The organism is Hydrogenovibrio crunogenus (genome assembly GCF_004786015.1).
In the GTDB taxonomy this organism is placed as follows: Bacteria; Pseudomonadota; Gammaproteobacteria; order Thiomicrospirales; family Thiomicrospiraceae; genus Hydrogenovibrio; species Hydrogenovibrio crunogenus.
Genome location: NZ_CP032096.1, coordinates 1,463,152 through 1,487,863, shown reverse-complemented (window position 1 = coordinate 1,487,863; position 24,712 = coordinate 1,463,152). Strand labels below are relative to the sequence as shown.

The window sequence follows — 24,712 nt, the reverse complement described above, 5'->3', positions numbered from 1 at the left end:
AGCTCTCTGATTATTTCCCTGTGTTCAAATAATATTCAAACTTATCAATATTTTCCGGCAACCCTTGTACGATTAAAACATCTTCAGCTCGAATTCGAGTACGCACATCCGGATCATCTCCTCTCACCGAACCACGTTTGACCGATTTAATGTTAATGCTAAGCTCTGAGAAAGGCAATTCCTCTAGTCGTTTACCAACGGCAAAGGCCGAGTCATTGATTCGAATCGGTTGAATAACCTGTCCTATCTGAGCATTGTCAAAAGGAGTATGGTCGGATTCACCCGGGTACATCCCGTTCAACAAGCTATAACGACCTTTTCGAGCAGCTCGCGTTTGTCGAAGAACTTGGCTCGGTGGCTGGCCAATCATCAGTAAAAGGTGTGAGGCCAGCATGATACTGGATTCGAACGTATCCGGTACCACTTCGGTTGCGCCTGCCGCCATGAATTCATTGATGTGGCTGTCATCCTGTGTTCTGACTAAAATCGGGAGCTCTGGTGCAACATCCTTTAATGTTTTCAGTGTTTTGATGGCGGCATGATAGTTATGGAATGTAATGATGGCAACTTTCGCCTTACTTAAATTGGTGGCTTTAATAATGCTGTGTTTGGCAGAGTCGCCAAAGTAAACAGGCTCGCCGCTTTGTTGCGCTTCATGCACACGCTTAATATCCATGTCTAACGCTACGAAAGGAACATGAGCCTGTTCCAAAAATTTAGCAGTGGTTTGGCCTACGCGCCCAAATCCAAGTAATACCACGTGTTCCGATAAGAATTTCGTGTCTTCTTTTATGACATTTTCCATTTCTGAAAAATTATTCTGGTAACTTTGTCGGCATAGTCGGTTCGCAATGCGTCCATTGAATTTTACCAGTAGTGGCGTAATCATCATGCTGATGACCGCAGATGTTAATAGGATTTGCCCCAGTTCGTCGGAAAGCAGTTCATAAGACAATGCCAGAGTGATTAACACCAGTCCAAACTCACCGACTTGCGCTAATGACACTGCTGTTCTAATGCTGACGCCTTCGGGTTTCTTAAAGGTCTTCAGAATGCCGAAAATCACTATGCCCTTGATGAGCATGATGCCTAACGTAATTGCGATGATGATAAAAAAGTCGCTTTGTAACACAGCGGGTGAAATCATCATGCCCACGGTAATAAAGAAAAGCCCTAACAAGATATCTTGGAAAGGGCGAATATCCGCTTCAATCTGGTGGCGATATTCGGTTTCTCCTAGCATCATTCCTGCTAAAAATGCTCCGAGCGTCATGGAAATATCCATTTCTTCGGTAAAGGCGGCGGCACTTAAAACCACGGTTAAAACCGTTAAGGTAAAAAGTTCTTGAGACTTTGATGAGGCCACTTCATGGAATAAAGGTCTCAACAGGTAACGGCCTGCAAACAGCATGACGACGACTACGATGCCACCTTTCAAGAAGGCGAGGCCAAGCTCGGAAGAAAGTGAATCGCCACTGGCCGTGCCCAATGCAGGGATTAAAATTAATAAAGGGATGGCCATAAGGTCTTGGAAGATTAAAACACCAACTGCAGCCCGACCATGACGAGTTTGTATTTCAGATTGCTCTGTGAGCTGTTTAATCACAATGGCGGTGGATGATAAAGCAAATGCACTGGCAACGACGATACTGGTTTCGATGTCAAGTCCAAACATCTGGCAACTGAAGTAAACAAAAGCCCCGGTTAATAAAACCTGTAGCCCTCCATAACCGAATACCATTTTGCGCATGGACATCATTTGTGTTAGGGAAAATTCCAAACCAATAGAGAATAGTAAGAAAACAATACCGAATTCTGCCAGAAAGCTGATGCTTTTTTCACTTTCAATCAACCCGAACCCGAAAGGACCGACGATGATCCCGACGAGAATGTAATTCAAAATAGGGGGAAGGTGAAAACGACGTGAAATGGAAACTAATCCAACCGTAATGACCAGTAAAAAAACGATATTCAGCAGAATGTGGTCAAACATAATGTTATTGCGTATCCTCTAATGTAAAGCGCATTGAAAAATCAATGGCTTGAATGTTTTTCGTAATGGCGCCTGTTGAAATGTAATCAACCCCTGTCTGGGCAAGTTTCGATAAATGCGGCAGTTCAACGTTTCCAGACGCTTCCAGTTTACATTTTTTATTGACCAACTGGACTGCTTCTTTGAGTTTCTCTAATGTGAAATTATCAAGCATGATAATGTCTGAACCGGCATCGACAGCCTGTTTTACCTCATCCAATGTTTCGGTTTCGACTTCAACGGTTTTGTTTGGGTGGAGCTTGCGCGCAAGTGAAACAGCTTTGGAAATATTACCTGCCGCCATAATATGATTTTCTTTAATAAGAATGGCATCATAAAGACCAATTCGGTGGTTGGTTCCGCCCCCGCAATGTACCGCATATTTTTGCGCCAATCTTAAACCGGGCATGGTTTTTCGTGTGTCGAGCAGTTGTGTGTGTGACCCTTGCAGTTGTTCAATATACTGTCGCGTTATGGTGGCGGTGGCTGAAAGGGTTTGCAGAAAGTTTAGAGCACTTCGTTCCGCAGTAAGAATACTGTTGGCCTGGCCTCTCAACTCACAAACCAGTGTGTTGACCGGGACCGATTGACCTTCTTCACAAAACCATTCTATCTCAATGTTCGGATTGACTTGTTGAACGACTTTGTCGAACCAAGGGCGTCCACAAATCACCGCCGCTTCTTTGGCGATCACTTGCGCCGTTGCTTGGCGAGTGTCTGGAATCAGGCCGGCGGTTAAGTCTCCTGAGCCGACATCTTCCGCTAGAGCGTTTTCAATGTTGTTTTGCAGATCTGTAAAATAGTCGATTTTTGTCATAAGGATAAAAGGTTCTTATAAAATGGTTATTTTTATGGATTATACTATTTGAACTATGAAAAGCCCATTAACACTTAACCCAGAAACCCATGTTTTTAACGAAGCACGGTATATTGAAAGCCCCAATTTCGACGAACGCCCAGATGAAGACGATCTAGATCTGGTTGTCATTCATGGCATCAGTCTACCTCCCGGGCAATTTGGTGGGCGAGGTGTAGAGCAGCTTTTTACCAATCAGTTAGATCCTGAAGAAGATCCTTATTATCAACAAATCCAATCATTGAAAGTGTCATCGCATCTATTTATTGACCGCTCTGGCAAGTTATTTCAGTTTGTGCCTTTGAATCGTCGCGCCTGGCATGCCGGTGTGTCGAGTTTTAAGGGGCGTTCTGCCTGTAATGATTTTTCCATTGGAATCGAATTGGAAGGTACGGATAAAACACCTTATACGGCAGCACAATACCAAACATTAAAAGAGGTGTTGACGGCGATTTTTAAACAGTACCCTTCGATTCCTGCCAGCCATATTCAAGGTCATTGTGATATTGCCCCTGGTCGAAAAACCGATCCTGGAGAATATTTTATGTGGCAAGTACTTGATGACTTTTTAAAAGATAGCGTTTAATCATTAAGGCCAAAAGGGAGGGGTTAAGCAATCCAGCCTTTTTTAGACTTGGATTTTTGAATTATTGATTTTTTGGGTGAAAATTTTAAGCAAGGTTCGCCAGACGACTCAAAAACCACTGCGCTGGGTAATTGTTTCGTTTTAAAGCCGAAAGCTTTGCAGCCACGAGGTTGATTGGCATCCCAGGTGATATAAAAGTGACGACATTTAAAACAGTCGATATGTTTTGGATCGGAATTAGTTTTGTTCATTATCGCGTATAAGTTTTTTTGAGTTTTAATTGCATTTAACCATGATATGATTCGCGTCAATTAAATAACTTGCGTTAGCGGCTGGTGTATCCCGGCTGTTTTTCGTATACTAAATTTCAAGTTGAATTAAAACTGTGTGAATAAAATGCATCTATTTAGATGATATTTATTCTACAAGAAAAAGATAACTTTTAAAAAGGGTTTAAGATGAGTCAAGTTGGTCTATTCTATGGAACAGATACGGGCAATACAGAACGTGTTGCAGATATGATTAAGGATAAAATTGGCAGTGATATCGTAGAAGTGCATGATATTGCGACAGCAAGTGCTGATGATTTTGCCAAATATGACAAGATTATCCTTGGTCAACCGACTTGGTACTATGGTGAGCTCCAAAGTAGTTGGGATGATTTCTGGGATGAGTTTAAAGAAGTTGATTTTACCGATAAAACGTTTGCTTGTTTCGGATTAGGGGACCAAGCCGATTATGCCGAGTATTTCTTGGATGCGATGGGAATGATGCATGATATCGCTTTGGAGAACGGTGGTATTCCCGCTGGGTACTGGTCAACAGATGGTTATGAGTTTGATGAGTCCAAAGCCGTTACAGAAGACGGTGAGTTTTTTGTTGGGCTGGCCATTGATGAAGACCAGCAACCTGAAATGACTGCCGAGAGGGTAGATCAATGGGTGGATCAAGTTAAAGAAGAAATGTCTCTTTAAGCACCACTGATAAAAGGGTCTTTGTGTTTACAAGGGCCCTGTTTCGAGTTCAAAAACCACCAGGCCTGGTGGTTTTTTATTTATCTTATTGTTTTTACATCGAAAAGCGCGTTTTTAGTTTGAATATTGCTTGAAAGTCGTTATAATACTGCGCTTTCAGTATATTTAAATTCTGAATTTCCTTGCTTCACTGTTTGTAGCGCCTAAAAAGTTACAGCGGGAAGCTTACTTTTAAATCCATAAGGAGATCAACGAATGCGTCATTATGAAGTCGTATTTTTAGTGCACCCTGATCAAAGCGAACAGGTTCCAGCAATGATTGAGCGTTACCGTGGACTGATCGAAGAGAATGGCGGAGCCATCCACCGTCTTGAAGATTGGGGTCGTCGTCAACTAGCTTATCTAATCAACAAAGTTCACAAAGCTCACTATATCTTAATGAACATCGAGTGTGATCAAAAGACTCTTAAAGAATTAGAGAACTTGTTCTACTACAACGATGCCGTTTTGCGTGACATGTTTATTAAACGCAACGAAGCAGTGACTGAGCCTTCAGTAATGGCTTCTCAAAAAGAAGATAAGCGTAGAGGAGATAAGTAATGGCTAGAGGTTTTGGAAGAAAAAAATTCTGTCGTTTCACTGTAGAAGGTGTTAAAGAGATTGATTATAAAGATCTTGATACTCTAAAAAGCTACATTACTGAAACAGGTAAAATCGTACCAAGCCGTATTACTGGTACGAGCGCTAAATATCAACGTCAGCTATCGACTGCGATTAAGCGTGCACGTTATTTAGCTTTATTACCATACACAGATCAACATAAGTAAGTTTGATTTAGGAAGTAATAAGTAAAGGATAAGAGATGTTAAGTGTTGCTAAATATGTCATGAAAGGGCCGATGCAGGCTTTTATTGCAACACTGATTTTATCTGTACTAACTGTTTGGATTGCACCATTTGGTGTGCTGGTTGGAGCCATTATCGCGTTGGTGACATTGCGAATTGGTGAAACGGATGGCTTAAAAATCCTAGCGGCAGCAATGATGACAACGGCAGGGGCGGCTCTCCTGATGTCTGGTTCGGTCTGGCCAGGAGTGGTTGCCATTGTCGAGTATATGTTGCCGGTTTGGCTGCTGAGTTTGGTGTTGAAGAACACCAATTCATTAGCCCTGAGTTTAAGTTTAGCTATGCTGATAGCCGGATTGGGTGTTATTGCATTTCATCTGTCTGTCGGTGATACAACAGTATGGTGGCAACAGGTATTTAATACCTATGTGTTACCGGTGTTTAATCAAACTGGAACCCCGTTCCCGGAAGAGATGTTTAGCAACTTGACCGAAGTGGCGACCTTGCTGATTGCAATGTTTGTCATCGTGTTATGGTTCGCCATTCTTTTATTGGGACGTTGGTGGCAGAGTGCTTTGTATGTTCCGGGGCAATTTCGTGAAGATTTTTACGAAATTCGTCTTCCGAAAAACGTCGCTCTGTTAGCCGTGTTTGTAGCGTTAGTTGGATTATTTACCCAAGCAGGGTTGATTCAAGATTTATCAGGTGTGTTGATGGCAGGCTTGATGTTTCAAGGATTGGCCGTCGCACATCATGCTGTGAATAAACGACAAATGAACTCATTTTGGTTAGGCGGACTCTATGTTTTATTATTTTTGTTTCCTCAAACGATATTGATTTTAGCGACCATTGGTTTGATAGACACGTGGGTGGATATTCGAAATCGATGGTCAGAGACCTAAAAAATTAGGTCAAGAATTTAACTTTAGAGGTTTTAGCCATGAATGTTATTTTGCTTGAAAAAGTACAAAACCTAGGTTCATTAGGTGAGCAAGTTGCGGTTAAGTCTGGCTTTGCGCGTAATTTCTTAATCCCACAAGGAAAAGCAAAACCAGCAACCAAAGAAAATATTGCTGAGTTTGAAGCGCGTCGTGCTGAGCTTGAAAAATTAGCAGCAGAAGCATTAGCGTCTGCGCAAGCTGTTTATGAAAAAATGAACGGCACAGTTGTAACGATTGAGTCTGTTGCAGGTGACGAAGGAAAGTTATTCGGTTCTATCGGAACAGCAGATATTGCAGATGCATTATCAAATGCTGGTTTTGATGTTGAGCGTAAGAATATTCGTATGCCAGAAGGTGCTTTACGTTATGTGGGTACGTTCGAATTTGATGTTGAGCTACACTCTGATGTGGTTGCATCAATCACAGTTGAAGTCAAAGCAACTGAAGAATAAGTATTTGCCTGATTAATCAGGCACAGCTTTAAGAAAGCGAGGCGAGTCCTCGCTTTTTTTATATTCAAATTTTAATAATACGCTGTTTTCGGTATAAGCTCGTTTTAAAGGGCTTTGTGATACCTTTCTTTTCATGATGTTGATTAAGTTGATTTTAAAATAACTTAAAAGCTCAAATTGGCGTGTTATTCTCCGTATAATATAGTTCTTTAAATAGAGTGTATTGATCTTCAAGAATCGATATTGATTTTCTATTTCATCAAAATATTTGTAAGTTGGTTTAAATTATATAAATGAGTCAGGAAGCACTTTTTAAAACCCCGCCCCATTCAATTGAATCGGAACAGTCCGTCATTGGCGGATTAATGTTGGATAATGAAAAGTTTTCCGATATTTCTGTCATCTTAAAGGCAGAAGATTTTTACACTCAACAGCACCAACTGATCTACACTGCGATTGTTCATCTGAGCGAGCGCAACAAACCCTTCGACCTTATTACGGTTATCGAGATGCTGGAGTCGACCGGGAAGCTCCCCGATGTTGGCGATAAGCAATACCTCATTGACTTGGTTTCGAATACCCCCGGGTCGGTAAACATCGAATTTTATGCGGAAACGGTTAGAGAAAAAGCGATCTTACGCTCACTGATTACCGTATCGAATGAGATTTCAGAAGCCAGTTATTTCCCGCAAGGTAAAGACATTCGTGAAGTCCTGGATCTAGCAGAGTCAAAGGTGATGGGCATTGCTGAACATGGTTCAGGTAAGCAGCGTGAATACCAGACCATGGAAGTCTTGTTGAATAAAGCGGTCAGCACAATTGATGAACGTTTTAATTCGGATGGTTCAATTACCGGGCTGGCAACCAAGTTAAATGACTTTGATGAAGTGACGTCCGGTCTTCAAAATGGGGACTTAATCATCGTGGCGGGTCGACCGTCAATGGGGAAAACCACCTTTTCGATGAATATGGCTGAAAATATTGCAATGCAGGGTTCTCCCGTCGCGGTATTCAGTATGGAGATGCCGGGAGAGCAGCTTGTATTACGTATGATCAGTTCGATTGGTCGAATTGATGCCGAGCGCATCCGAACAGGGAAATTACAGCAGGAAGACTGGCCAAGTTTAAATAAAGCCGTCAGCATGTTATCTCAAGCGCAAGTATTTATTGATGATACGCCTGCCTTGATGATTACCGACTTACGTGCCCGTGCACGAAGAATTGATAAAGATATTCGAGATGAACAACTGAAAAAAGCCATTGAAGCGGGTGTTGAAAATCCTGAATCTCAAGTGACAGGCTTAGGGTTAATCGTAATCGATTATCTTCAATTAATGCGTGGTTCAACCAATACAGACAATCGTGTCAATGAGATTTCTGAAATTTCTCGTGGTTTAAAAGCCATTGCCAAAGAGTTAAATGTGCCTGTGATTGCTTTGTCTCAGCTCAGTCGTAACCTTGAACAGCGCCCTGATAAGCGTCCTAAAATGGCGGATTTGCGTGAGTCTGGGGCAATTGAGCAGGACGCAGATTTAATCATCTTTATTTATCGTGATGAGGTTTATAATCCGGATACGGAAGACAAGGGCACCGCTGAAATTATCCTTGGAAAACACCGAAATGGTGCGCTTGCCAATATCCGACTGACCTTTATCGGTCAATATACCAAATTTGAGAATCATGCCGGGTTTGATGTCCCTGATGATCCATATTAAGCGCATTCCAGCAAGAGGGATTAGAATGCTGCCGATTTTGTTTCAATATATAACGCTTCGAGATTTACTATCGTGATGGCGTACCGACCGGTCAAAGCATTGATTCACTTGAATGCTTTACAGCAAAACCTTCGTCAAGTGAAGACCTTTGCGCCAGACTCTAAGGTGTTGGCCATTATCAAATCAAACGGATACGGTCACGGGATTGAGCGAGTGGCTGGACAATTGACTCAAGCTGACGGATATGGGGTTGCCTGTATCGATGAAGCAATCGTGTTGCGTCAAAAAGGTTTTTTACACCCCATTGTTTTACTGGAAGGCTTGTTTTCAGAAGCTGAGTTATCCATCGCGATTCAGCATCGTCTGGAGTTTGCTGTCCATTCTTTTTTGCAGTTGGAGTGGTTGAAAAACAGTGCCATTAAAACGCCTTTGAATATATGGTTGAAACTGGATACCGGAATGCATCGTTTAGGGTTTCAGGTACATGAAATTCAAAACGTCATTGCTGAACTAAAAGCCTTGCCGGCGCCTGTCAATATACACTTGATGTCCCACTTTGCTTCGGCCGATGAGTCGGAGGCCTTTACACAAAAACAGTTGTCCATTTTTAATCAAGTTGCCGGAAATTTAAAATGCCCGCGAAGCATTGCCAATTCCGCAGGGGTGCAGCGATACCCTGAAAGTCATCTCGATTGGGTTAGACCCGGCATTATGTTATATGGTGCTTGTGCCACCAGTGAAACCGTCCCCGGGTTGAAACCGGTCATGACTTTAATGTCTCAAATCATCAGTTTAAAATGGATCGAAGCTGGAGAAACGGTCGGATATGGCCAAACATGGCAAGCGTCACGTCGAAGTTTGATTGCGGTGGTGGCGATTGGATATGGAGACGGGTATCCTCGCCATGCGCCATCAGGCACCCCCGTTTTGATTCATGGTGAAAGAATGCCGCTGGTCGGACGCGTTTCAATGGATATGATTACAGTTGATGTAACCGATTTGGCTGAAAAAGTAACGATTGGTGACGAAGCGATTCTGTGGGGACAGGGATTGCCTGTCGATGTCATTGCGGATGCGTGTGGAACCATCGGTTATGAACTGCTGTGCGGTGTAACACAGCGTGTGCCTCGAGTTGAAGAGAGATAAAACGTGACAGATGACGCAAAAAAAATTGAATTACTCAAAACGCACCGAGCGTATGATGGTTTTTTTAAAATTGATCAACTGACTTTTCGCCATACCTTGTTTGAAGGCGGTTGGTCTCCAGTGATTGAAAGAGAACTCTTTGGTCGTGGTGAAGCGGTGATTGTCCTGTTGTATGACCTGAAAGCCGAAGTGGTTGTTTTGATTGAACAGTGCCGTGCCGGTGCGTTACAACATGCAACTTTAAAAAATCACCAGGCCTGGCTAATCGAGCCTGTTGCCGGTATGGTTGAAGCAGGTGAGTCTAATTTAGTTGCCTGTAAAAGAGAAGCGTTTGAAGAGGCCGGGGTTACCCACGCTGAGTTTGAGTATATCTGTCAGTTTTATCCCAGTCCGGGAGGCAGTGATGAAATTTTATATTTATACGCGGCTGAGGTGGATTCGGAATCATTACCGGATTATGCAGGCGAAGCCAGCGAAGTTGAAGATATCCGTTTGATTAAAATGCCTTTTTCACAAGCGAAATCTAAATTAATGAAAGCGGAATTTAATGTCGCCAGTACGATTATTGCCCTGCAATGGTTGTTGTTCCAAAAAATTGAAAAGAGTCGTTAATCATATGTTCTGCTTATTTAAAAATTCAAAAATCGCTTATCCATTCAACTGGATTGTATTATTGTTAAGTCTTGCTGGTGTTGCATATTGGTTGCATTTTGCATTTATTGAAAAAGAATTTTTGATGACCATGTTTGAAGGGCAAGCGCTGTTTGTTGATTTGTTATTGGGTCTCCCTGTGGTGTTGATCTTTGCAGTAGTGGTTTATGCCATGATTTTTTGGCTGCTGAAAGTCCTCATTATTTTGTTTTTACCTCAAATGATTATTCAGTTAGAGGCACGCCAGTCTGAATTAAGCGATGAGTTAGATCCGTCTTTGGGTGAAGCTTATTGGCAACAAGAAGACCGAGATGCAACGGATGCGGAAACATCTTCAAAATCGTCTCAAGAAGACGCGTCTGATTCGACTAAAAAATAAATGCCTGCAATACCTTTTTCGTCTTATCAAACCGAATTCAAACACCTGATTCGTTTAGCCTTCCCGATTTTATTGGCACAATTGGCTCTAACAGGCTTGGGTGTGGTCGATACGATCATGTCCGGTCAAGTTGGAACGGACGACTTGGCAGCCATCGGGTTGGGAACCAGTTTGTTGTTTCCGGTTTTTATGATCTCAACGGGTATCTTGTTAGCTTTAACGCCTTTAGTGGCGAAGCAAAAAGGGCGTCAAAACTGGCAAGGCATTACACATTATCTTCATCAGTCTTTATGGCTCTCAATTCCTCTAGGCCTTTTTTCTTTATTAACGCTGATGCATTTGCAGTGGGTGTTAGATCTATTAACCTTGTCTGCAACGGTTTATCAGCTAACAAACGACTATTTGATTTATATCGCATTCGGTCTGCCAGGCATTGTGCTCTATCAAGCATTTCGGTTCTTTTGGGAAGGGTTGGGTCTCACCATTCCAACCATGTTAATTAGTTTTTTCGCTTTATTGTTGAACATACCGCTCAACGCGGTATTTATTTATGGCTGGGGGCCAGTTGATGCTTACGGTGCAGCAGGGTGTGGTATTGCTTCCGCACTGGTGATGTGGGCCATGTTCCTAGTCAGTGTGGTTTATGTGCTGAGCTCCCCAAAAACCCGTTCTCTCGTCTGTTTAAAACTCTCTTCGTTTGAACGCCCGAGCTGGTCAAAAGGCATTTCCGATATCTTGTCGTTAGGCATCCCGAACACGTTGGCTTTATTGTTTGAAGTCAGTTTATTCAGTTTTATTGCCTTATTTATTGCGCAATTGGGGACTGTTGTCATTGCCGCTCACCAGGTGGCGATCAGCTATACCTCGTTGGCTTTTATGGTACCTCTCAGTGTGGCAATGGCGATTACAGTTCGAGTGGGAGAAGCTTATGGACAAGGGTCGTTAAAAGCGCTTAAAGTCAGTATGCGAACCGGAGTTGGGTCAGCAGCCTTGTTCAGTGGTGTAATCGCTTTATTTACCTATGTCATGATGCAAGATATTGCCGCTCTTTATACCACCGATACCAAAGTGATTCTTTTGGCGGGAACTTTATTGTTGTTTGCTGCTTTCTATCAAGTGTTTGATGCGGTGCAAGTTGCTTCAGCAGGCGCTTTAAGAGGACTGCACAGCACAAAAGTAACCATGGTTGTCACTTTTATCAGTTATTGGTTGATTGGTCTGGGAATGGGGTATGTATTTGCTTTTACCGATTGGATCATTCCAAAAAGCGGGGTCGCCGGCTTTTGGTTAGGTATTGTTTTAGGATTGATACTGGCCGCGGTTTTATTGCAGGTTAAGCTTCATGTATTGGTTAAACGATTGACAAGGGAAGGGGAGCTCGCCTAATGATAAAATGTCCATGCGGTTCAAAAAAAACGTATAGCGATTGTTGCGAACCTTATCATTTGGAACGGGATTATCCACAAAGTGCTGAGCAATTGATGCGCTCCCGTTACAGTGCCTATGTAATGAAGTTGCAAGATTATTTAATCAAGACGTGGGCGGAAGCAACTCGGCCGAAAGAAATTACCTTTGAAGAAAATATCGAATGGCTTAAACTCCGTATTGTCAAAGTGAAACAAGGGCATGCGGAAGATCAAAAAGGCATGGTATTTTTTAAAGCCTTCTATTCAACTGAGGGAGAAAAAGGCGTGATGTCTGAAAAAAGTCAGTTTATCCGAGATGACGCAGGGCACTGGGTTTATCTATCCGGTGACGTCTCTTAGTCGACACGCCACTTTTTAGGGAAGGGCTATGGCTCTTTTTGAGGGTCTTGATCTGATTTAAGAGTGGGAGAATCATTGTTTTGCGTGTCTTTATTTTTAAAGACTCGGTATAGCCACCACATTAATAACCCAACCACTGTGAGGCTAGCGAATAACAACCCTAATGTAATGATAATGGCTGAGCCAACGTCGTCTAACCCGATACTTTGCATGCCTATCCTTTCTATTTATAAATCAATCAAATTTAATAGGTAAAATTTCCCTTTGCAAAGGGCTTGTAACATTCTACAATACAGGAGCAATTTATATGATAAATAATCTCTTAAAACAAGTTGAAGAAGTGTTCATCGAATGGCCCAAACCATCTCAGAATTAGAAAAAGAACGCGCTGAATTGCTTAAAGCAATTGAGAGTCAAGCCCAACAAATGTCCTCATCCCGGCCTTTAGGAGAGAAGGATCAAAAAGAACATACTTTAAACGACTGGTTACATGCCGCTGAGGAAGTTATGCCAAGTACCCCCAAGAGACCCACACAACAAAGTTCCGCGCCACAATCCACTAAAAAAACAAAAGGGAATAAAGCTTCATTTTTTGGTGTTGTCATTATGCTGTCATTGCTCCTAACCATTTTAGGCGTTGTTTATATTGCTTACACCAGCATCCATAATGAGCTTCAAAAAGTATTAGCGGTAAAAGAAGACTCGATGAAAGAAGTCAAAATGCTGAAGGAAACGGTATCGGAACTTCAGAAATCAGTTGCTTCAGGTGGACAAGGAGAGTTATTCACTCAATTACAAAAACGTGTTGAAGCATTGGAAGCTGAAGTCACCACGCTTAAGGCTCAACAGTTGACCTTAGACAGCAAAGTAGTGCAGCAAGCGACTTCTAACACCACAGCAACCGCTTTACCGCAAAAACTACCTTCCAATGTCGTGACCACCGAAGTCTTAGAATCAAAATTGAAAGAATATACTCAAGGCATTGATCAAAAACTAGAAACCATTTTGAAATATTTAAACTTATCTGAAAACGATAAAACGGAACCTGCTGCCAAAGTATCGGTTTACAGCAAGCCTGAAGACGATGTAGAAGAACCAACTGTCTCAGAACCAACAGAGCCTAAGGTTAAGCCTTTAGATCAACCGGTTGTCCGTTTAGTGCAAAAAACCAAAAAACCAACCACGCCAGAACCTAAAGCACCGCTTGAGAATTACACCTCTGACGTAAAATGGTTAATGGAAGAACCAGCCTTTAATTACACGCTTCAACTTGCCAGCATGGCCGAACGCGATTCGATTGAAAAGATGATCGAACAAAAAGGGTTGCAAGGCGCCAAGATTATTCCATTGGAGCGTAAAGGGGAGCCTTATTATGTTCTGCTCACGGGAAGTTATGCGTCGCGTTCAGAAGCGGATAAAGCTGCGGGAACCTATAAAGCGAATTTTGGGATTTCGCCTTGGGTTCGAAAAATCAAAGACTTAAGTCGTAAATTAAAGTAACCAAATTGGTTCTAAAAAAATTCTGCTGTAAAAGGCCGAGTTTAGCGCTTAAAAAGTTTGACTTAGCTGCTTAGAGCTTCTATAATTCGCGCATTCTTTACGAATGCCAGTGTGATGAAATTGGTAGACATGACGGATTCAAAATCCGTTGGTGGCAACACCGTGGCGGTTCGAGTCCGCCCACTGGTACCAATCATATTTTTATAGTACGACCGTAGCTCAGTTGGTTAGAGCACCACCTTGACATGGTGGGGGTCGGTGGTTCGAATCCACTCGGTCGTACCAATTCCTCTTTTTAAATAAATAAGTTATTTCTTTAACTACTTTTCTTGTTTTTTTGACCTTAACCTATTGATCTTTAGGTATTTTATCCTAGCACTCATATCGAAATTGCCTATATATATGATATTTAGGTGGCCTAAATTACAGTTACCTCTTCTGAGATAAAAGATTGTCCTAAGTAATGATTTTAAGTGTTTTTTATAAAAACAATTGCGTGATCCATTTCAAGTTTTATACCTATTTTGGAGCCAACTGGGTGATTGTGGTGGGATTGACTCATACACAAAACAGATTCATTATTGGGTAGCTTTAAGGTAAAGAGAAAGTGTGATCCTCTAAAGGCTCGATTGGTAACTTCAAGTTTCCAGCTGCTTTCATCATCATGCAGAATATCGTCAGGCCTAACCAGTACGGAGACCTGTTCACCGGTTGTTACACCAAATGGTAGGGTGGTTTTGAGTAGGCCGAGTTCGGTGTGTACCGATTTACAGTCGCAGACTTGACCACTTATTAGGGTGCCTTGGCCAATAAAGTCGGCAATAAATGGGTGCTTGGGCTCGTGATAGAGGCGGTAAGGTGTGTCCCATTGAAGTAGCTTGCCAGCTTGCATGACCCCAACTGAATCAGCAATGGCAAAAGCTTCGTTTTGGTTGTGGGTAACCATTAATGCGGTAATGCCTTCGGCTTTTAGGATGCTTCTTACTTCTCGAGCAAGTGATTCGCGCAGTTCTACATCAAGCCCTGAAAATGGCTCGTCGAGCAATAGGGCAGCTGGTTTGGGGGCAAGAGCTCTTGCTAGGGCGATTCGTTGTTGTTGTCCTCCTGAGAGTTCGTGTGGATAGCGTTTTTCAGTATGACTTAATCCAACGAGGTCGAGTAGAGATTTGAGCCGATTTTTTTGTTCTTTATTGGTGAGGTGTTTGATCCCAAAGCGGATATTTTGCTCGATAGTCATGTGTGGAAATAGGGCGTAATCTTGAAAGACAACGCCAATATTTCTTTGCTCTGTGGCAAGGTTAACTCCCGCTCCAGAAAGAGTGCGTTCGCCAAGTTGAATAGTGCCTGACTGTATGTTTTTTAATCCTGCGATGCATCGTAAAAGCGTGGTTTTCCCGCAACCACTAGGGCCGAGCAGACAGCCAATCTCTCCATCGTTCAGTGTGAGTGATAGTTGTTCAAGAATGCGAGTGTGTTGATGCACGGTAGTAATGGCATCGATGTTAAGCTTTGGCATCAGGTTTTCCAATCAGTTTGCTCAAGATTATAACGGGAATAATTCCAGTCAATACAATTAATAAAGCGGGCAGACCTGCATCGGCTAGACGTTCGTCAGCAGCCATTTCGTAAGCTCTAACCGAGAGGGTATTAAAGTTAAACGGTCTTAATATCAGGGTGGTAGGTAGTTCTTTTAAGACTTCAACAAACACGAGTAAAAAGGCGATTACTAGACTGCTTTGAATGATTGGAAAGTGGATGCTTTTCATCACTTGCCAATGTGAAGCACCCAATGTGCGAGCCGATTCATCAATAGTCGGTTTAACTTGGTTTAGACCACTATCAATGGTTTGTAATGAGACGGATAAAAACCGAAAACTGTAGGCAAAAACCAGGGCAAACAGGGTTCCTGAAAGTACCAGGCCTGTAGAAATACCAAATTGACTTGTCATAAAATGATCCAGAGTATTGTCTATCCAGGCTAAGGGAATCATTACGGCAATGGCGATAACGGTCCCAGGAATGGCATAGCCTAAACTGGCGATTCTGACTGATATTTCAATGTGTTTATTTTGGTTCAAGCGTTTGGCATAAGCCAAGAATAGAGCAATCAATAAGGCTACGATGGCAGCGATAAAGGCTAGGTAAAAACTGTTCCATATCAGTTGGATAAAGCTAGAATCAAACTGTGTTTCTGCGGTAGTCATAGCCCAATAGAATAGTTGTGAAGAGGGCAGTAAAAACCCAAGTAGTAACGGCATAAAACACCATGCAAACGCGCCAAAGGCTTGCCAACCCGTTAGTTTTTGTTTGATGTGCACGCTTTTTATGCTGTCACTTGAGTAAAATTGAGCTTGTTTGCGTGACCAAATTTCAAGGGTGATAAGCACTAAAACAAATGTTAAAAGTACTAAGGCTAGTTGGGCTGTGGTGGTGGTATCTCCAAAGCCTGTCCAGGTACGGTATATGCCTGTTGTAAAAGTAGAGACTCCAAAGTGTTGTACGGCACCAAAGTCAGCAAGGGTTTCCATTAAAGCCAGCGTTAATCCTGCAATAATAGCAGGCCTGGCCATAGGTATAGCAATACTGAAAAATCGGCGAATTGGTCCTGCTCCCAGAGTTTTTGCGGCTTCTAAAGCGTGGTGACTATGGTTAGAAAACGCTGAACGACTCAGCAAGTAAATATAGGGATAGAGTACTAAAGAGAACATGAGCATTGCACCACCCAATGAACGAATCTCTGGAAACCAATTGTTGACTGTTGCTGTGGCAAAGATAGTACGTAAATAACTTTGTATTGGACCTTCAAACTCTAGTAACCCAGTATAAGTATAAGCAATGATATAAGCAGGTATGGCAATAGGCAGTAATAATGCCCATTGCAAAAAAGAATGACCAAAAAATCGATATTGGCTGATTAGCCATGCGGTAGTCACACCAAGCAATAGAGTGCCAAAAGAGACACCAAGCATTAGCCATAACGAATTGATAACATATTCGGCGAGCAGAGTTTCAACTAGGTGTGACCAGTTGTCGTTAGTGGGTATAAAGACATAGCTGACTAATACCCAAATAGGTAAGGTCAATAATAGGGTTACAGTACCAACAGCAATAAACCATTTATATTTTGCAAGTGACACGTTAAAGACCTTAACTATAATTTAACAACAATTCATTTTGTGTATGCGTTGAGTTTAACGCCAACCGGCACGATCCATAATTCGCACAGCCTGCGTATTGTGGATGCCTAGTTCATTTAAATTGAGGGCATCAGATTTAAAACTCCCCCAACTTTGTAGTAATTCACTAGGTTTAGCATCAGCAATCACAGGGTATTCATTATTGGTTTTAGCATACCATTCTTGAGCCTCTGGCGATAATAAAAACTCAATGAGTTTAAGGGCATTTTCTTTGTTTTTGGCGGCTTTAGTGATCGCTATACCACTTATGTTAACGTGTGTACCACGGCCTTGTTGGTTAGGCCAAAACACCGCTACTTGAGAAGCGGCTTGTTTTTGCTTTTCATCCTTGCTGTTAACCATTTGTCCTAAATAGTAAGTGTTAACAATGGCAATATCACACTGTCCAGCGGCAACAGCCATCACCTGATCACGATCCCCGCCTTTAGGGCGGCGAGCAAAGTTTTTTACAAATGCTGTGGCCCATTCTTCTGTCGCTTTTTCGCCTTTATGAACAATCATTGAGGCAACCAGTGATTGATTATAAATATTATTAGAAGAGCGTACACAGATGCGATTGTTCCATTTTGAATCTGTAAGAGCTTCATAGCTAGATAATTCATTAGGCGATACTCGTTCTTTTGCATAAACCATGACTCGTGCACGGGTGGTTAAGGCTAACCAATAGTGTTCAGGGTCTTGAAGGTTTTTAGAAACCTGATCTTGTAAACCTTGGTTAATGGCTGGTTGAATAACCCCCGCCGCTTTAGCACGATATAAACGCCCTGCGTCAGTCGTAATTAATACGTCTGCAGGAGAGTTAACGCCTTCGATTTCAAGGCGTTTTAATAGAGCGTCTGCTTTACCGGTTACTAGGTTAGTTTCAATACCTGTTGTTTTTGTAAAAGTGTCTAACAATGGTTTAATCAACTGCTCTTTACGAGCTGAATAAATGTTGACCTCATCTGCTTGAGCGATGTTTACGGGTATAACAAAACTTATAGATATGCAAAAAAGTAACGCGTTTTTTAACATCTTTAAATCTCCAGAATAAATGACTTAATTAAATAACATTGTTAATGATAATTTTTATCATTATCATGTTTATTTTATTAAAAATCAAGTGGATTATTCAAATGGATGTTATTGCTATTTAAGAGTTGTTTTAGGGGGTTAGTCGCGATTCATTTTGCATTTTTTGCGGGTTGCAAAGAACAGGTTGTTGTGTCAGAAAGATAGTCTAAATTTTTTATAAAGACTTCTTTCATATTCCGCTACAGAAGCCACCGGTATAACCGTTTTTGTTTTGACCATATCGAGAATCGTAACGATGGTCTGTATTCCATAGCAACTTAGCGGAAGAAGCGGATGTATAGACCCAAATATGGGGCATGAGTATAGGTGCCGGATTTTTCCGAGGCTTTAAACCCTTTTGGCGTGAAGCGGAATTCATAATTCCAGTGTTCACGGGGGTTCTGCTTGCACGGATGCTGCTAATCAAAGTAAGTAAATGATTAAAACCCACCAGGCCTGGTGGGTTTTGGCCATGGTGGAGATTTGTTTGTTCAAATATTCGATTTATCTGCTAAGTTTTGGTTGGGTTGCAACTGTTGTTCGTGTTGCTCAATATCCCAAGGCAATAATTCAGATGAATGGTGGAGTTTGTGTAAATAACGTTCAAAGTGATCCAGAATATCCGTAATCATATTATGGCGGCTGTAACCATAGACATCATAAGATTCTCTACCATCTCTTAAAAAAACTTCAGCACGGTAATAATGTTCTTCATTCCCTACTTCTGTCTCTCTTTCTGGGAAAGCGAAACCTGGAATCACGAATTCACATAAACGCACTTCATAAATAAATGCCATTTGTTCAGATTTAATGACTTCAATTCGAGTTCTGACCGGCGAGTCATCAAAGTAGACTTTAGACTCCCACCCGCGTCGTTTCAATTCGACTTTAACGGTTTTCATACTTTCATAAGCCACTTTTTTAATAAAGCTGGATACTTCTGCTTCGTCAGGGTACTGAACGAGTTTTGCCAGACGATCTTTCCAGTTTGCTCCTTGATGCGCCAATGTTTTACCACTGTTACGCATGGCACTTTTTAAACTCACTTCACGGTGGGTTTCAATCACCAGTGCTCGCCACATCCCAACGGTCGCAATCAACATAATAACGGCAAAAGGGAGGGCGCTGACGATCGAAGCGGTTTGAAGAGCTTTGAGACCGCCTGCTAATAAAAGCACTGCAGCAACGGTACCCAGTAATGCGGCCCAGAAGACTCTTTGCCAAACCGGCGAGTTAAGGCTTCCACCAGAAGCTAGTGAGTCGATGACTAGAGCGCCTGAGTCAGCCGACGTGACAAAGAACGTGATTATTAAAATCACTGCTAATGTTGAAAGGATCCCACTAAGAGGGAGGTGCTCAAAAAGTTTGAATAAGGCAACGGCATGGTCGTTTTGCACGGCTTGAATAAAGGTATGGTAGCCTTCTTGCATAATCATATGCAATGCCGTGTCGCCAAATACTGAGAACCAGAAAAAGGTAAATAACGTTGGCACAAACATCACGCCAAAGACAAACTGGCGAATGGTGCGACCTCGACTGATTTTAGCAATAAAGAGTCCTACAAAAGGCGCCCAGGCGATTGTCCAACCAAAGATAAAGAGGGTCCAGTGCCCAATCCAGTCGCTTGAAGAGTAGGCTTGTAAGTTAAAGGTTCGTTCAACGATATTGCTGAGATAACTTCCCGTATTTTGTAGGAAAGTTTCTAAAATGAAAACGGATGGCCCTGCGAGGAAAACAAACACCATTAAGGCGACAGCTAAAGTAATATTTAACAAAGACAATCTTTTGATCCCTTTGTCCATTCCAGCAATCACTGAAAAAATTGCCAGGCCTGTAATGATGGCCAGCGCTAAGATTTGTACCGTGGTTGAGATCGGAATGGATGGGATCAGGTAATGAACCCCTGCGTTGATTTGAGTAACGGATAACCCCAAGGTTGTCGCCAACCCAAACACGGTTCCCAAGATGGCAAAGGTATCGACTGTATGTCCAATCGGGCCATAGATACGGTCGCCAATTAATGGGAATAAAGTGGAGCGCATGGATAAGGGTAAATTATGACGGAAAGCAAAGTACGCCAAAGTCAGTCCGACTAGACCATAAATGGCCCAGATATGGAAGCCCCAGTGGAAAAAGGCGATTTGCATCGCTTGTTTGGCTGCAGAGACAGTTTCTCCTGTTCCTTCCGGTGGCGAGGCGTAATGTAAAACCGGTTCCGCGACCCCAAAAAACAATAGCGCAATTCCGTAGCCCGCTGAAAACAGCATGGCAAACCAGGCCGTAAAGGTATAGTCCGCTTCAATGTGGTCGGGTCCCAGTTTAATTTTCCCCCATGGCGAAATTGCGATGGAAAAGATAAAAATCAGAAAAATCGCCACCGCCAACATATAAAACCAGCCAAAGTTTTTTGTGATGCTGGATAAGACATCAGCAAAGAATTCGCCGGCAAGTTCCGGATTACTTAACGTTCCAATAATCATTAAGAATATGACGGCCACTGCAGGGATAAAAACGGGCAGTAATAAAGTCGATTTTAAAGCGTTTTTGGAAACGGACATATTGAAGCTCTTTTTACTAAATTGGCTTTACCCTACCAAATATTTTTTAAAATTACGAGTTGTTATATCGTTCTAAGTCGCCTTATAACGCGAAACGAACACTAAATGAATTGGTAATACTTTTTAATTTAACAAAGTAATAGTCATAAATTTATTTTAAAAATAGTTGTTAACTAATTGAAATAATTTATAAAAAAGCGTGTTTTCTTTGACTATTTTTTCAAAAGAAATTAAGGTTATGGATGAGTCATAATTATGAATTTCGAAAATTAAGGAGACGTATATGAAAGTAAGTCGTAGAGGGTTTTCGTTAGGAATTGATCGTATCGGCGATTTGGTTTTTCTATCCATGAAAGTGCAAGGTAAGTTGACTCATGATGATTATAGTCACATGACACCGATGATAGATTCGGCGTTAAAAGGTGTTAAAGACCCGAAAGTTAAAGCACTGGTCGATTTAACTGAAATGGAAGGCTGGGAATTACGTGCTGCATGGGATGATTTCAAAATGGGATTGAGCTATGGTGGGGAGTTTGAAAAAATAGCCATCATCGGCCATAAAAAATGGCAAGACTTCATTGCGAAAGTGGGTAGCTGGTTTATCTCGGGAAAAATTAAACGTTTTGAGTCTGAAGAAGAAGCTATTAGTTGGCTTTCAGAAGATACGGAAGAGTGAAATTTTTTTGTATAGGTCGAGTCTGAAAAACAGCCAGGCCTGGCTGTTTTTGAGTGATTGCTTTATTTGTGTTCTTTTTTAAATTCTTCCAGCTGACTGGCATCAAAAGAGGTCTGATCAATATCGTAACCTAGGTTAATCATTTGTTGCACTAATTGTTCTTTTTCGGCTTTTAAATCTATTAACGCATGGTTATTGTCTTCTAATTGATGCATTTGCGTTAAGCCGAGATGGTAGAAACGTAAGATTTTTAAAGCATTTTCATTGTTTTGTTTAGCTTCTGCTTTGACGGTGTCAATCAAGTTACTGATTTGCATTAGATTTCTTTTTAAGCGCCAGGCATACATCGCTTCATACATCCAGGGTTTGTCTTTAAAAAAGAACTTCACGATGAACCCTGTAATCACCAGACCCACGAAAGCTCCTAGTAAATTCAGTACGATAAGGTTTGAGCTGTAAGCACCAAGGTATTCAACAAATGTCGTTGCAGTAATCATGCCGATGACAAGAAACATAGCCATAATCTTTAAGGTCGCATTGCGGGTTTGTTTGCGGTAATACTTTGGATCGATTTCTTCAATTTGAAACATATGTAATGCCTGTTTATCTTGTGCGATGGTTATGACCATAAGCGAATGGGCGAAGTCCGTGAGTTCAACAGACCATTTTTCAACCCAAAATCTAATGACTCAATGGTTTTTTGCTTATTTAACGTGGAATCAAGGTATAATCTTGCCTTTTTAAAATCATTCTAAACTCAAACTCATGCGACGACAAGATTTTAACTTTGAACTACCCGAAGCCTTGATTGCCCAACAACCTGCCAAGGAAAGAACGCAAAGCCGACTGTTGGTAATGAATGGAGACGGTAGTGTGTCCGATTGTCATTTTCCAGACATTCTGTCTTATGTGAATGAAAATGATTGTTTGATCTTTAATAATACTAAAGTGATTCCAGCGCGCTTGTTTGGTCAAAAACTTACCGGTGGGAAAGTTGAATTGTTAATTGAACGTGTCTTGGATGAGCATCGTGTTTTGACGCATATTCGTTCAAGCAACGCGCCTAAATCAGGTGCTCAATTACGCATCGCAGATGCTTTTGAAGCCGAAGTTTTAGGCCGGGATGGCGCCTTGTTTGAGTTACGGTTGAGTAAGGATGATGCGCCTGAGCTGACGGCTTTGGAGTTGATAGAAGCATATGGCCACATGCCATTGCCTCCTTATATCGAACGCGAAGACCAGCTAGAAGATAAAGAACGTTATCAAACGGTCTATTCAGAAAAACCCGGCGCAGTTGCCGCCCCGACCGCGGGATTACATTTTGATAATGACTTGCTGGACAAAATTAAAGCAAAAGGTGCGGCGACGGGGTTTGTCACTTTGCATGTCGGTGCGGGCACATTCAAACCGGTTCAAGTGGATGATATTTCAGAGCATGTCATGCATTCCGAAGTGATTGAAGTGTTGCCTGAAACCGTCGAGTTGATAAAGCAAACCCGTCAAAAAGGGGGGCGAGTGATTGCTGTGGGCACCACTTCGATTCGCTGTTTGGAAAGTGCCGCCACCTTTTCTGAAACAGGTGAGCTTGCACCTTATCAAGGGGAAACTGACATTTTCATTACCCCCGGTTATGACTTTAAGGTGGTGGATGTTCTATTGACGAATTTCCATTTACCCGAATCCACCCTGATTATGTTGGTATCTGCGTTAGCAGGATATGAGCGTACCATGCAAGCCTATGCGCATGCGGTGGAACAAAAATACCGCTTCTTTAGTTACGGGGATGCCATGCTAGTGCATCCACCGACTTCCGAATCTTAATGGAAAAAAGTATGAAATTTGAGCTAGACAAACAAGACGGGCGTGCTAGAAGAGGGCGTTTGATTTTTGAAAGAGGCGTGGTTGAAACACCTGCCTTTATGCCGGTCGGCACTTATGGTTCCGTGAAAGGGATGATGCCGGAAGAAGTCGCGGACACCGGTGCGCAGATTATTCTGGGCAATACGTTTCATTTGGCAATCCGTCCGGGCACCGACATTATCGAACAACATGGTGATTTGCATGACTTCATGAACTGGAAAGGCCCGATCTTAACGGATTCAGGTGGGTTTCAAGTGTTCAGCTTAGGCAAGATGCGCAAAATCACCGAAGAAGGGGTGCATTTCCGCAACCCCGTCAATGGCTCTAAAATCTTCATGGGACCAGAGGAGTCTATGGACGTCCAGCGCAAGCTGGGGTCGGACATTGTGATGATTTTTGACGAATGCACGCCTTATCCGGCCACACATGAAGTGGCGGCCGATTCCATGCGATTGTCTTTGCGTTGGGCAGAAAGATCCAAACAAGCGCATGGTGATAACCCTTCCGCCTTGTTTGGTATCGTGCAGGGCGGTATGTATGAAGACCTTCGTCAGGAATCAATCAAGGGCCTAACCGATATTGGATTCGATGGGTATGCCATCGGTGGACTTTCTGTGGGTGAGCCTAAAGAAGAAATGATGGGCACGTTGGATTTTACCGAACCGCATATGCCGAAAGACAAACCTCGTTATATGATGGGGGTAGGAAAGCCAGAAGACATTGTTGAAGCGGTTCGCCGTGGCATTGATATGTTTGACTGTGTGATTCCGACGCGTAATGCACGAAATGGCTTTTTGTTTACGCACAACGGCGTCGTTAAGATTCGTAATGCAGTCAACAAAACCAGTTTGGAACCGTTGGATGCAAAATGTGACTGTTATACTTGCCAAAACTACACGCGCTCCTATCTTCACCATTTGGATAAGTGCGGCGAAATCCAAGGCGCGCGTTTGAACACCATTCATAACTTACATTATTATCAGTTATTAATGAAAGGGTTACGTGAGGCAATTGCCTCTGAAACCTTGGATACGTTTGTCAGCGAGTTTTACCAAGCCAGGGGCGAAGAAGTTCCTGCTTTATAAGTTCAAAATAAGATTCGAACTTTGTCTTATTTTGTTAATAGAATTTTAAAATTTTTTATGCAACAATAACGCAGTTAATTTCAAGGAGAACAAAATATGAGTTTTTTTATTTCTGATGCAATGGCCGAGGGTGGCGCAGCAGCACAAGGAAGTGGTTTTGAGGCATTGTTGCCGTTAATTTTATTGTTTGTGGTGTTTTACTTTTTACTGATTCGTCCTCAGCAAAAGAAAGTTAAAGAACATAAAAAACTTGTACAAGCACTTGGCAAAGGCGCTGAAGTAGTGACATATGGCGGCTTAGCTGGAAAAATTCGTGAATTGGATGAAAACTTTGTTGATCTGGAAGTGGCTGACAATGTTGTTGTGAAAATCGAACGTCAAAACGTCGCTCGCGAATTACCAAAAGGGACACTAAAAGGAACAGCGGAATAAGCTGGCTT

25 protein-coding genes and 2 tRNA genes are annotated in these 24,712 nt (G+C 42.1%); 19 read left to right on the top strand and 8 right to left on the bottom strand.

What is annotated here, in order from left to right; genetic code table 11:
* Nucleotides 1-10: 10 nt before the first annotated feature.
* A complete protein-coding gene (locus tag GHNINEIG_RS07175; RefSeq protein ID WP_135796016.1) occupies nucleotides 11-1,993 on the bottom strand; it encodes a monovalent cation:proton antiporter-2 (CPA2) family protein in 1,983 nt (660 codons plus the stop codon).
* Nucleotides 1,994-1,997: 4 nt separating this feature from the next.
* Nucleotides 1,998-2,849 (bottom strand): carboxylating nicotinate-nucleotide diphosphorylase, encoded by an 852-nt coding sequence (nadC, locus tag GHNINEIG_RS07170; RefSeq protein WP_135796015.1) that lies wholly within the window; start codon nucleotides 2,847-2,849, stop codon nucleotides 1,998-2,000.
* A 55-nt stretch (nucleotides 2,850-2,904) separates the two neighbouring features.
* Here nadC and ampD point away from each other — a divergent pair, with 55 nt between their 5' ends.
* The 12 genes from ampD to GHNINEIG_RS07105 all read left to right on the top strand — a co-directional run bounded on the left by ampD (nucleotide 2,905) and on the right by GHNINEIG_RS07105 (nucleotide 12,343).
* Nucleotides 2,905-3,474: a 1,6-anhydro-N-acetylmuramyl-L-alanine amidase AmpD gene (ampD, locus tag GHNINEIG_RS07165; RefSeq protein WP_135796014.1), complete on the top strand. Its 570-nt coding sequence runs from the start codon at nucleotides 2,905-2,907 to the stop codon at nucleotides 3,472-3,474.
* Between the two features lie 458 nt (nucleotides 3,475-3,932).
* Nucleotides 3,933-4,448: a flavodoxin FldA gene (gene fldA / locus GHNINEIG_RS07155; RefSeq protein WP_135796012.1), complete on the top strand. Its 516-nt coding sequence runs from the start codon at nucleotides 3,933-3,935 to the stop codon at nucleotides 4,446-4,448.
* A gap of 255 nt (nucleotides 4,449-4,703) precedes the next feature.
* Complete coding sequence (gene rpsF, locus GHNINEIG_RS07150; protein ID WP_135796011.1) at nucleotides 4,704-5,048, top strand: 30S ribosomal protein S6; 345 nt, start codon at nucleotides 4,704-4,706, stop codon at nucleotides 5,046-5,048.
* Nucleotides 5,048-5,275 (top strand): 30S ribosomal protein S18, encoded by a 228-nt coding sequence (gene rpsR, locus GHNINEIG_RS07145; RefSeq protein ID WP_011370786.1) that lies wholly within the window; start codon nucleotides 5,048-5,050, stop codon nucleotides 5,273-5,275. Before rpsF ends, rpsR begins: the two co-directional genes overlap by 1 nt.
* Before the next feature lie 35 nt (nucleotides 5,276-5,310).
* A complete protein-coding gene (locus GHNINEIG_RS07140; protein WP_135796010.1) occupies nucleotides 5,311-6,195 on the top strand; it encodes a DUF2232 domain-containing protein in 885 nt (294 codons plus the stop codon).
* 38 nt (nucleotides 6,196-6,233) lie between these two features.
* Nucleotides 6,234-6,686: a 50S ribosomal protein L9 gene (rplI, locus tag GHNINEIG_RS07135; RefSeq protein WP_135796009.1), complete on the top strand. Its 453-nt coding sequence runs from the start codon at nucleotides 6,234-6,236 to the stop codon at nucleotides 6,684-6,686.
* Nucleotides 6,687-6,979: 293 nt separating this feature from the next.
* A complete protein-coding gene (gene dnaB / locus GHNINEIG_RS07130) occupies nucleotides 6,980-8,401 on the top strand; it encodes a replicative DNA helicase (protein ID WP_135796008.1) in 1,422 nt (473 codons plus the stop codon).
* Nucleotides 8,402-8,476: 75 nt separating this feature from the next.
* Nucleotides 8,477-9,547, top strand: coding sequence for an alanine racemase (alr, locus tag GHNINEIG_RS07125; protein WP_135796007.1), 1,071 nt, complete (start codon nucleotides 8,477-8,479; stop codon nucleotides 9,545-9,547).
* A 3-nt stretch (nucleotides 9,548-9,550) separates the two neighbouring features.
* Nucleotides 9,551-10,159 carry an NUDIX domain-containing protein gene (locus GHNINEIG_RS07120; RefSeq protein WP_135796006.1) on the top strand — a complete coding sequence of 203 codons (609 nt, stop codon included), beginning with the start codon at nucleotides 9,551-9,553 and terminating at the stop codon, nucleotides 10,157-10,159.
* Between the two features lie 4 nt (nucleotides 10,160-10,163).
* Nucleotides 10,164-10,577: a hypothetical protein gene (locus GHNINEIG_RS07115; RefSeq protein WP_135796005.1), complete on the top strand. Its 414-nt coding sequence runs from the start codon at nucleotides 10,164-10,166 to the stop codon at nucleotides 10,575-10,577.
* A complete protein-coding gene (locus GHNINEIG_RS07110; RefSeq protein WP_135796004.1) occupies nucleotides 10,578-11,963 on the top strand; it encodes an MATE family efflux transporter in 1,386 nt (461 codons plus the stop codon). It abuts the gene before it with no gap.
* Entirely contained in the window at nucleotides 11,963-12,343 is a 381-nt protein-coding gene (locus GHNINEIG_RS07105) for a YchJ family protein (protein WP_135796003.1), read from the top strand. Before GHNINEIG_RS07110 ends, GHNINEIG_RS07105 begins: the two co-directional genes overlap by 1 nt.
* A 26-nt stretch (nucleotides 12,344-12,369) precedes the next feature.
* Here GHNINEIG_RS07105 and GHNINEIG_RS07100 read toward each other — a convergent pair whose 3' ends face one another.
* Nucleotides 12,370-12,555 carry a hypothetical protein gene (locus GHNINEIG_RS07100; protein WP_135796002.1) on the bottom strand — a complete coding sequence of 62 codons (186 nt, stop codon included), beginning with the start codon at nucleotides 12,553-12,555 and terminating at the stop codon, nucleotides 12,370-12,372.
* 139 nt (nucleotides 12,556-12,694) lie between these two features.
* Here GHNINEIG_RS07100 and GHNINEIG_RS07095 point away from each other — a divergent pair, with 139 nt between their 5' ends.
* The 3 genes from GHNINEIG_RS07095 (at nucleotide 12,695) to GHNINEIG_RS07085 (ending at nucleotide 14,128) form a co-directional block, all read left to right on the top strand.
* Complete coding sequence (locus GHNINEIG_RS07095; RefSeq protein WP_135796001.1) at nucleotides 12,695-13,843, top strand: SPOR domain-containing protein; 1,149 nt, start codon at nucleotides 12,695-12,697, stop codon at nucleotides 13,841-13,843.
* 105 nt (nucleotides 13,844-13,948) lie between these two features.
* A tRNA-Leu gene (locus GHNINEIG_RS07090) sits at nucleotides 13,949-14,035 on the top strand.
* A 16-nt stretch (nucleotides 14,036-14,051) separates the two neighbouring features.
* Nucleotides 14,052-14,128: transfer RNA gene (locus GHNINEIG_RS07085), tRNA-Val, on the top strand.
* Nucleotides 14,129-14,312: 184 nt separating this feature from the next.
* Here the strand turns inward: GHNINEIG_RS07085 and GHNINEIG_RS07080 are convergent.
* From GHNINEIG_RS07080 to GHNINEIG_RS07065, 4 genes are all read right to left on the bottom strand, one after another.
* Nucleotides 14,313-15,359 (bottom strand): ABC transporter ATP-binding protein, encoded by a 1,047-nt coding sequence (locus GHNINEIG_RS07080; RefSeq protein ID WP_135796000.1) that lies wholly within the window; start codon nucleotides 15,357-15,359, stop codon nucleotides 14,313-14,315.
* Complete coding sequence (locus tag GHNINEIG_RS07075; RefSeq protein WP_135795999.1) at nucleotides 15,346-16,980, bottom strand: ABC transporter permease; 1,635 nt, start codon at nucleotides 16,978-16,980, stop codon at nucleotides 15,346-15,348. Before GHNINEIG_RS07075 ends, GHNINEIG_RS07080 begins: the two co-directional genes overlap by 14 nt.
* Before the next feature lie 54 nt (nucleotides 16,981-17,034).
* Nucleotides 17,035-18,054, bottom strand: coding sequence for a Fe(3+) ABC transporter substrate-binding protein (locus tag GHNINEIG_RS07070; RefSeq protein ID WP_135795998.1), 1,020 nt, complete (start codon nucleotides 18,052-18,054; stop codon nucleotides 17,035-17,037).
* Between the two features lie 530 nt (nucleotides 18,055-18,584).
* On the bottom strand, nucleotides 18,585-20,651 hold the full coding sequence (locus GHNINEIG_RS07065; protein ID WP_135795997.1) for a BCCT family transporter: 2,067 nt from the start codon (nucleotides 20,649-20,651) through the stop codon (nucleotides 18,585-18,587).
* A gap of 283 nt (nucleotides 20,652-20,934) precedes the next feature.
* Here GHNINEIG_RS07065 and GHNINEIG_RS07060 point away from each other — a divergent pair, with 283 nt between their 5' ends.
* Complete coding sequence (locus tag GHNINEIG_RS07060; protein ID WP_135795996.1) at nucleotides 20,935-21,327, top strand: SpoIIAA family protein; 393 nt, start codon at nucleotides 20,935-20,937, stop codon at nucleotides 21,325-21,327.
* A 62-nt stretch (nucleotides 21,328-21,389) separates the two neighbouring features.
* On the opposite strand, the gene GHNINEIG_RS07055 is transcribed toward GHNINEIG_RS07060, so the two are convergent.
* Nucleotides 21,390-21,917 (bottom strand): DUF3087 domain-containing protein, encoded by a 528-nt coding sequence (locus GHNINEIG_RS07055; RefSeq protein ID WP_135795995.1) that lies wholly within the window; start codon nucleotides 21,915-21,917, stop codon nucleotides 21,390-21,392.
* 175 nt (nucleotides 21,918-22,092) lie between these two features.
* Between GHNINEIG_RS07055 and queA the strand changes: the two genes are divergently transcribed.
* From queA to yajC, 3 genes are all read left to right on the top strand, one after another.
* Complete coding sequence (queA, locus tag GHNINEIG_RS07050; RefSeq protein WP_135795994.1) at nucleotides 22,093-23,148, top strand: tRNA preQ1(34) S-adenosylmethionine ribosyltransferase-isomerase QueA; 1,056 nt, start codon at nucleotides 22,093-22,095, stop codon at nucleotides 23,146-23,148.
* Between the two features lie 11 nt (nucleotides 23,149-23,159).
* Nucleotides 23,160-24,272, top strand: coding sequence for a tRNA guanosine(34) transglycosylase Tgt (gene tgt, locus GHNINEIG_RS07045; RefSeq protein WP_135795993.1), 1,113 nt, complete (start codon nucleotides 23,160-23,162; stop codon nucleotides 24,270-24,272).
* Nucleotides 24,273-24,368: 96 nt separating this feature from the next.
* The gene (gene yajC, locus GHNINEIG_RS07040) at nucleotides 24,369-24,704 is read left to right on the top strand and encodes a preprotein translocase subunit YajC (protein ID WP_011370755.1); all 336 of its coding nucleotides are present in this window, start codon (nucleotides 24,369-24,371) and stop codon (nucleotides 24,702-24,704) included.
* Nucleotides 24,705-24,712 lie beyond the last annotated feature (8 nt).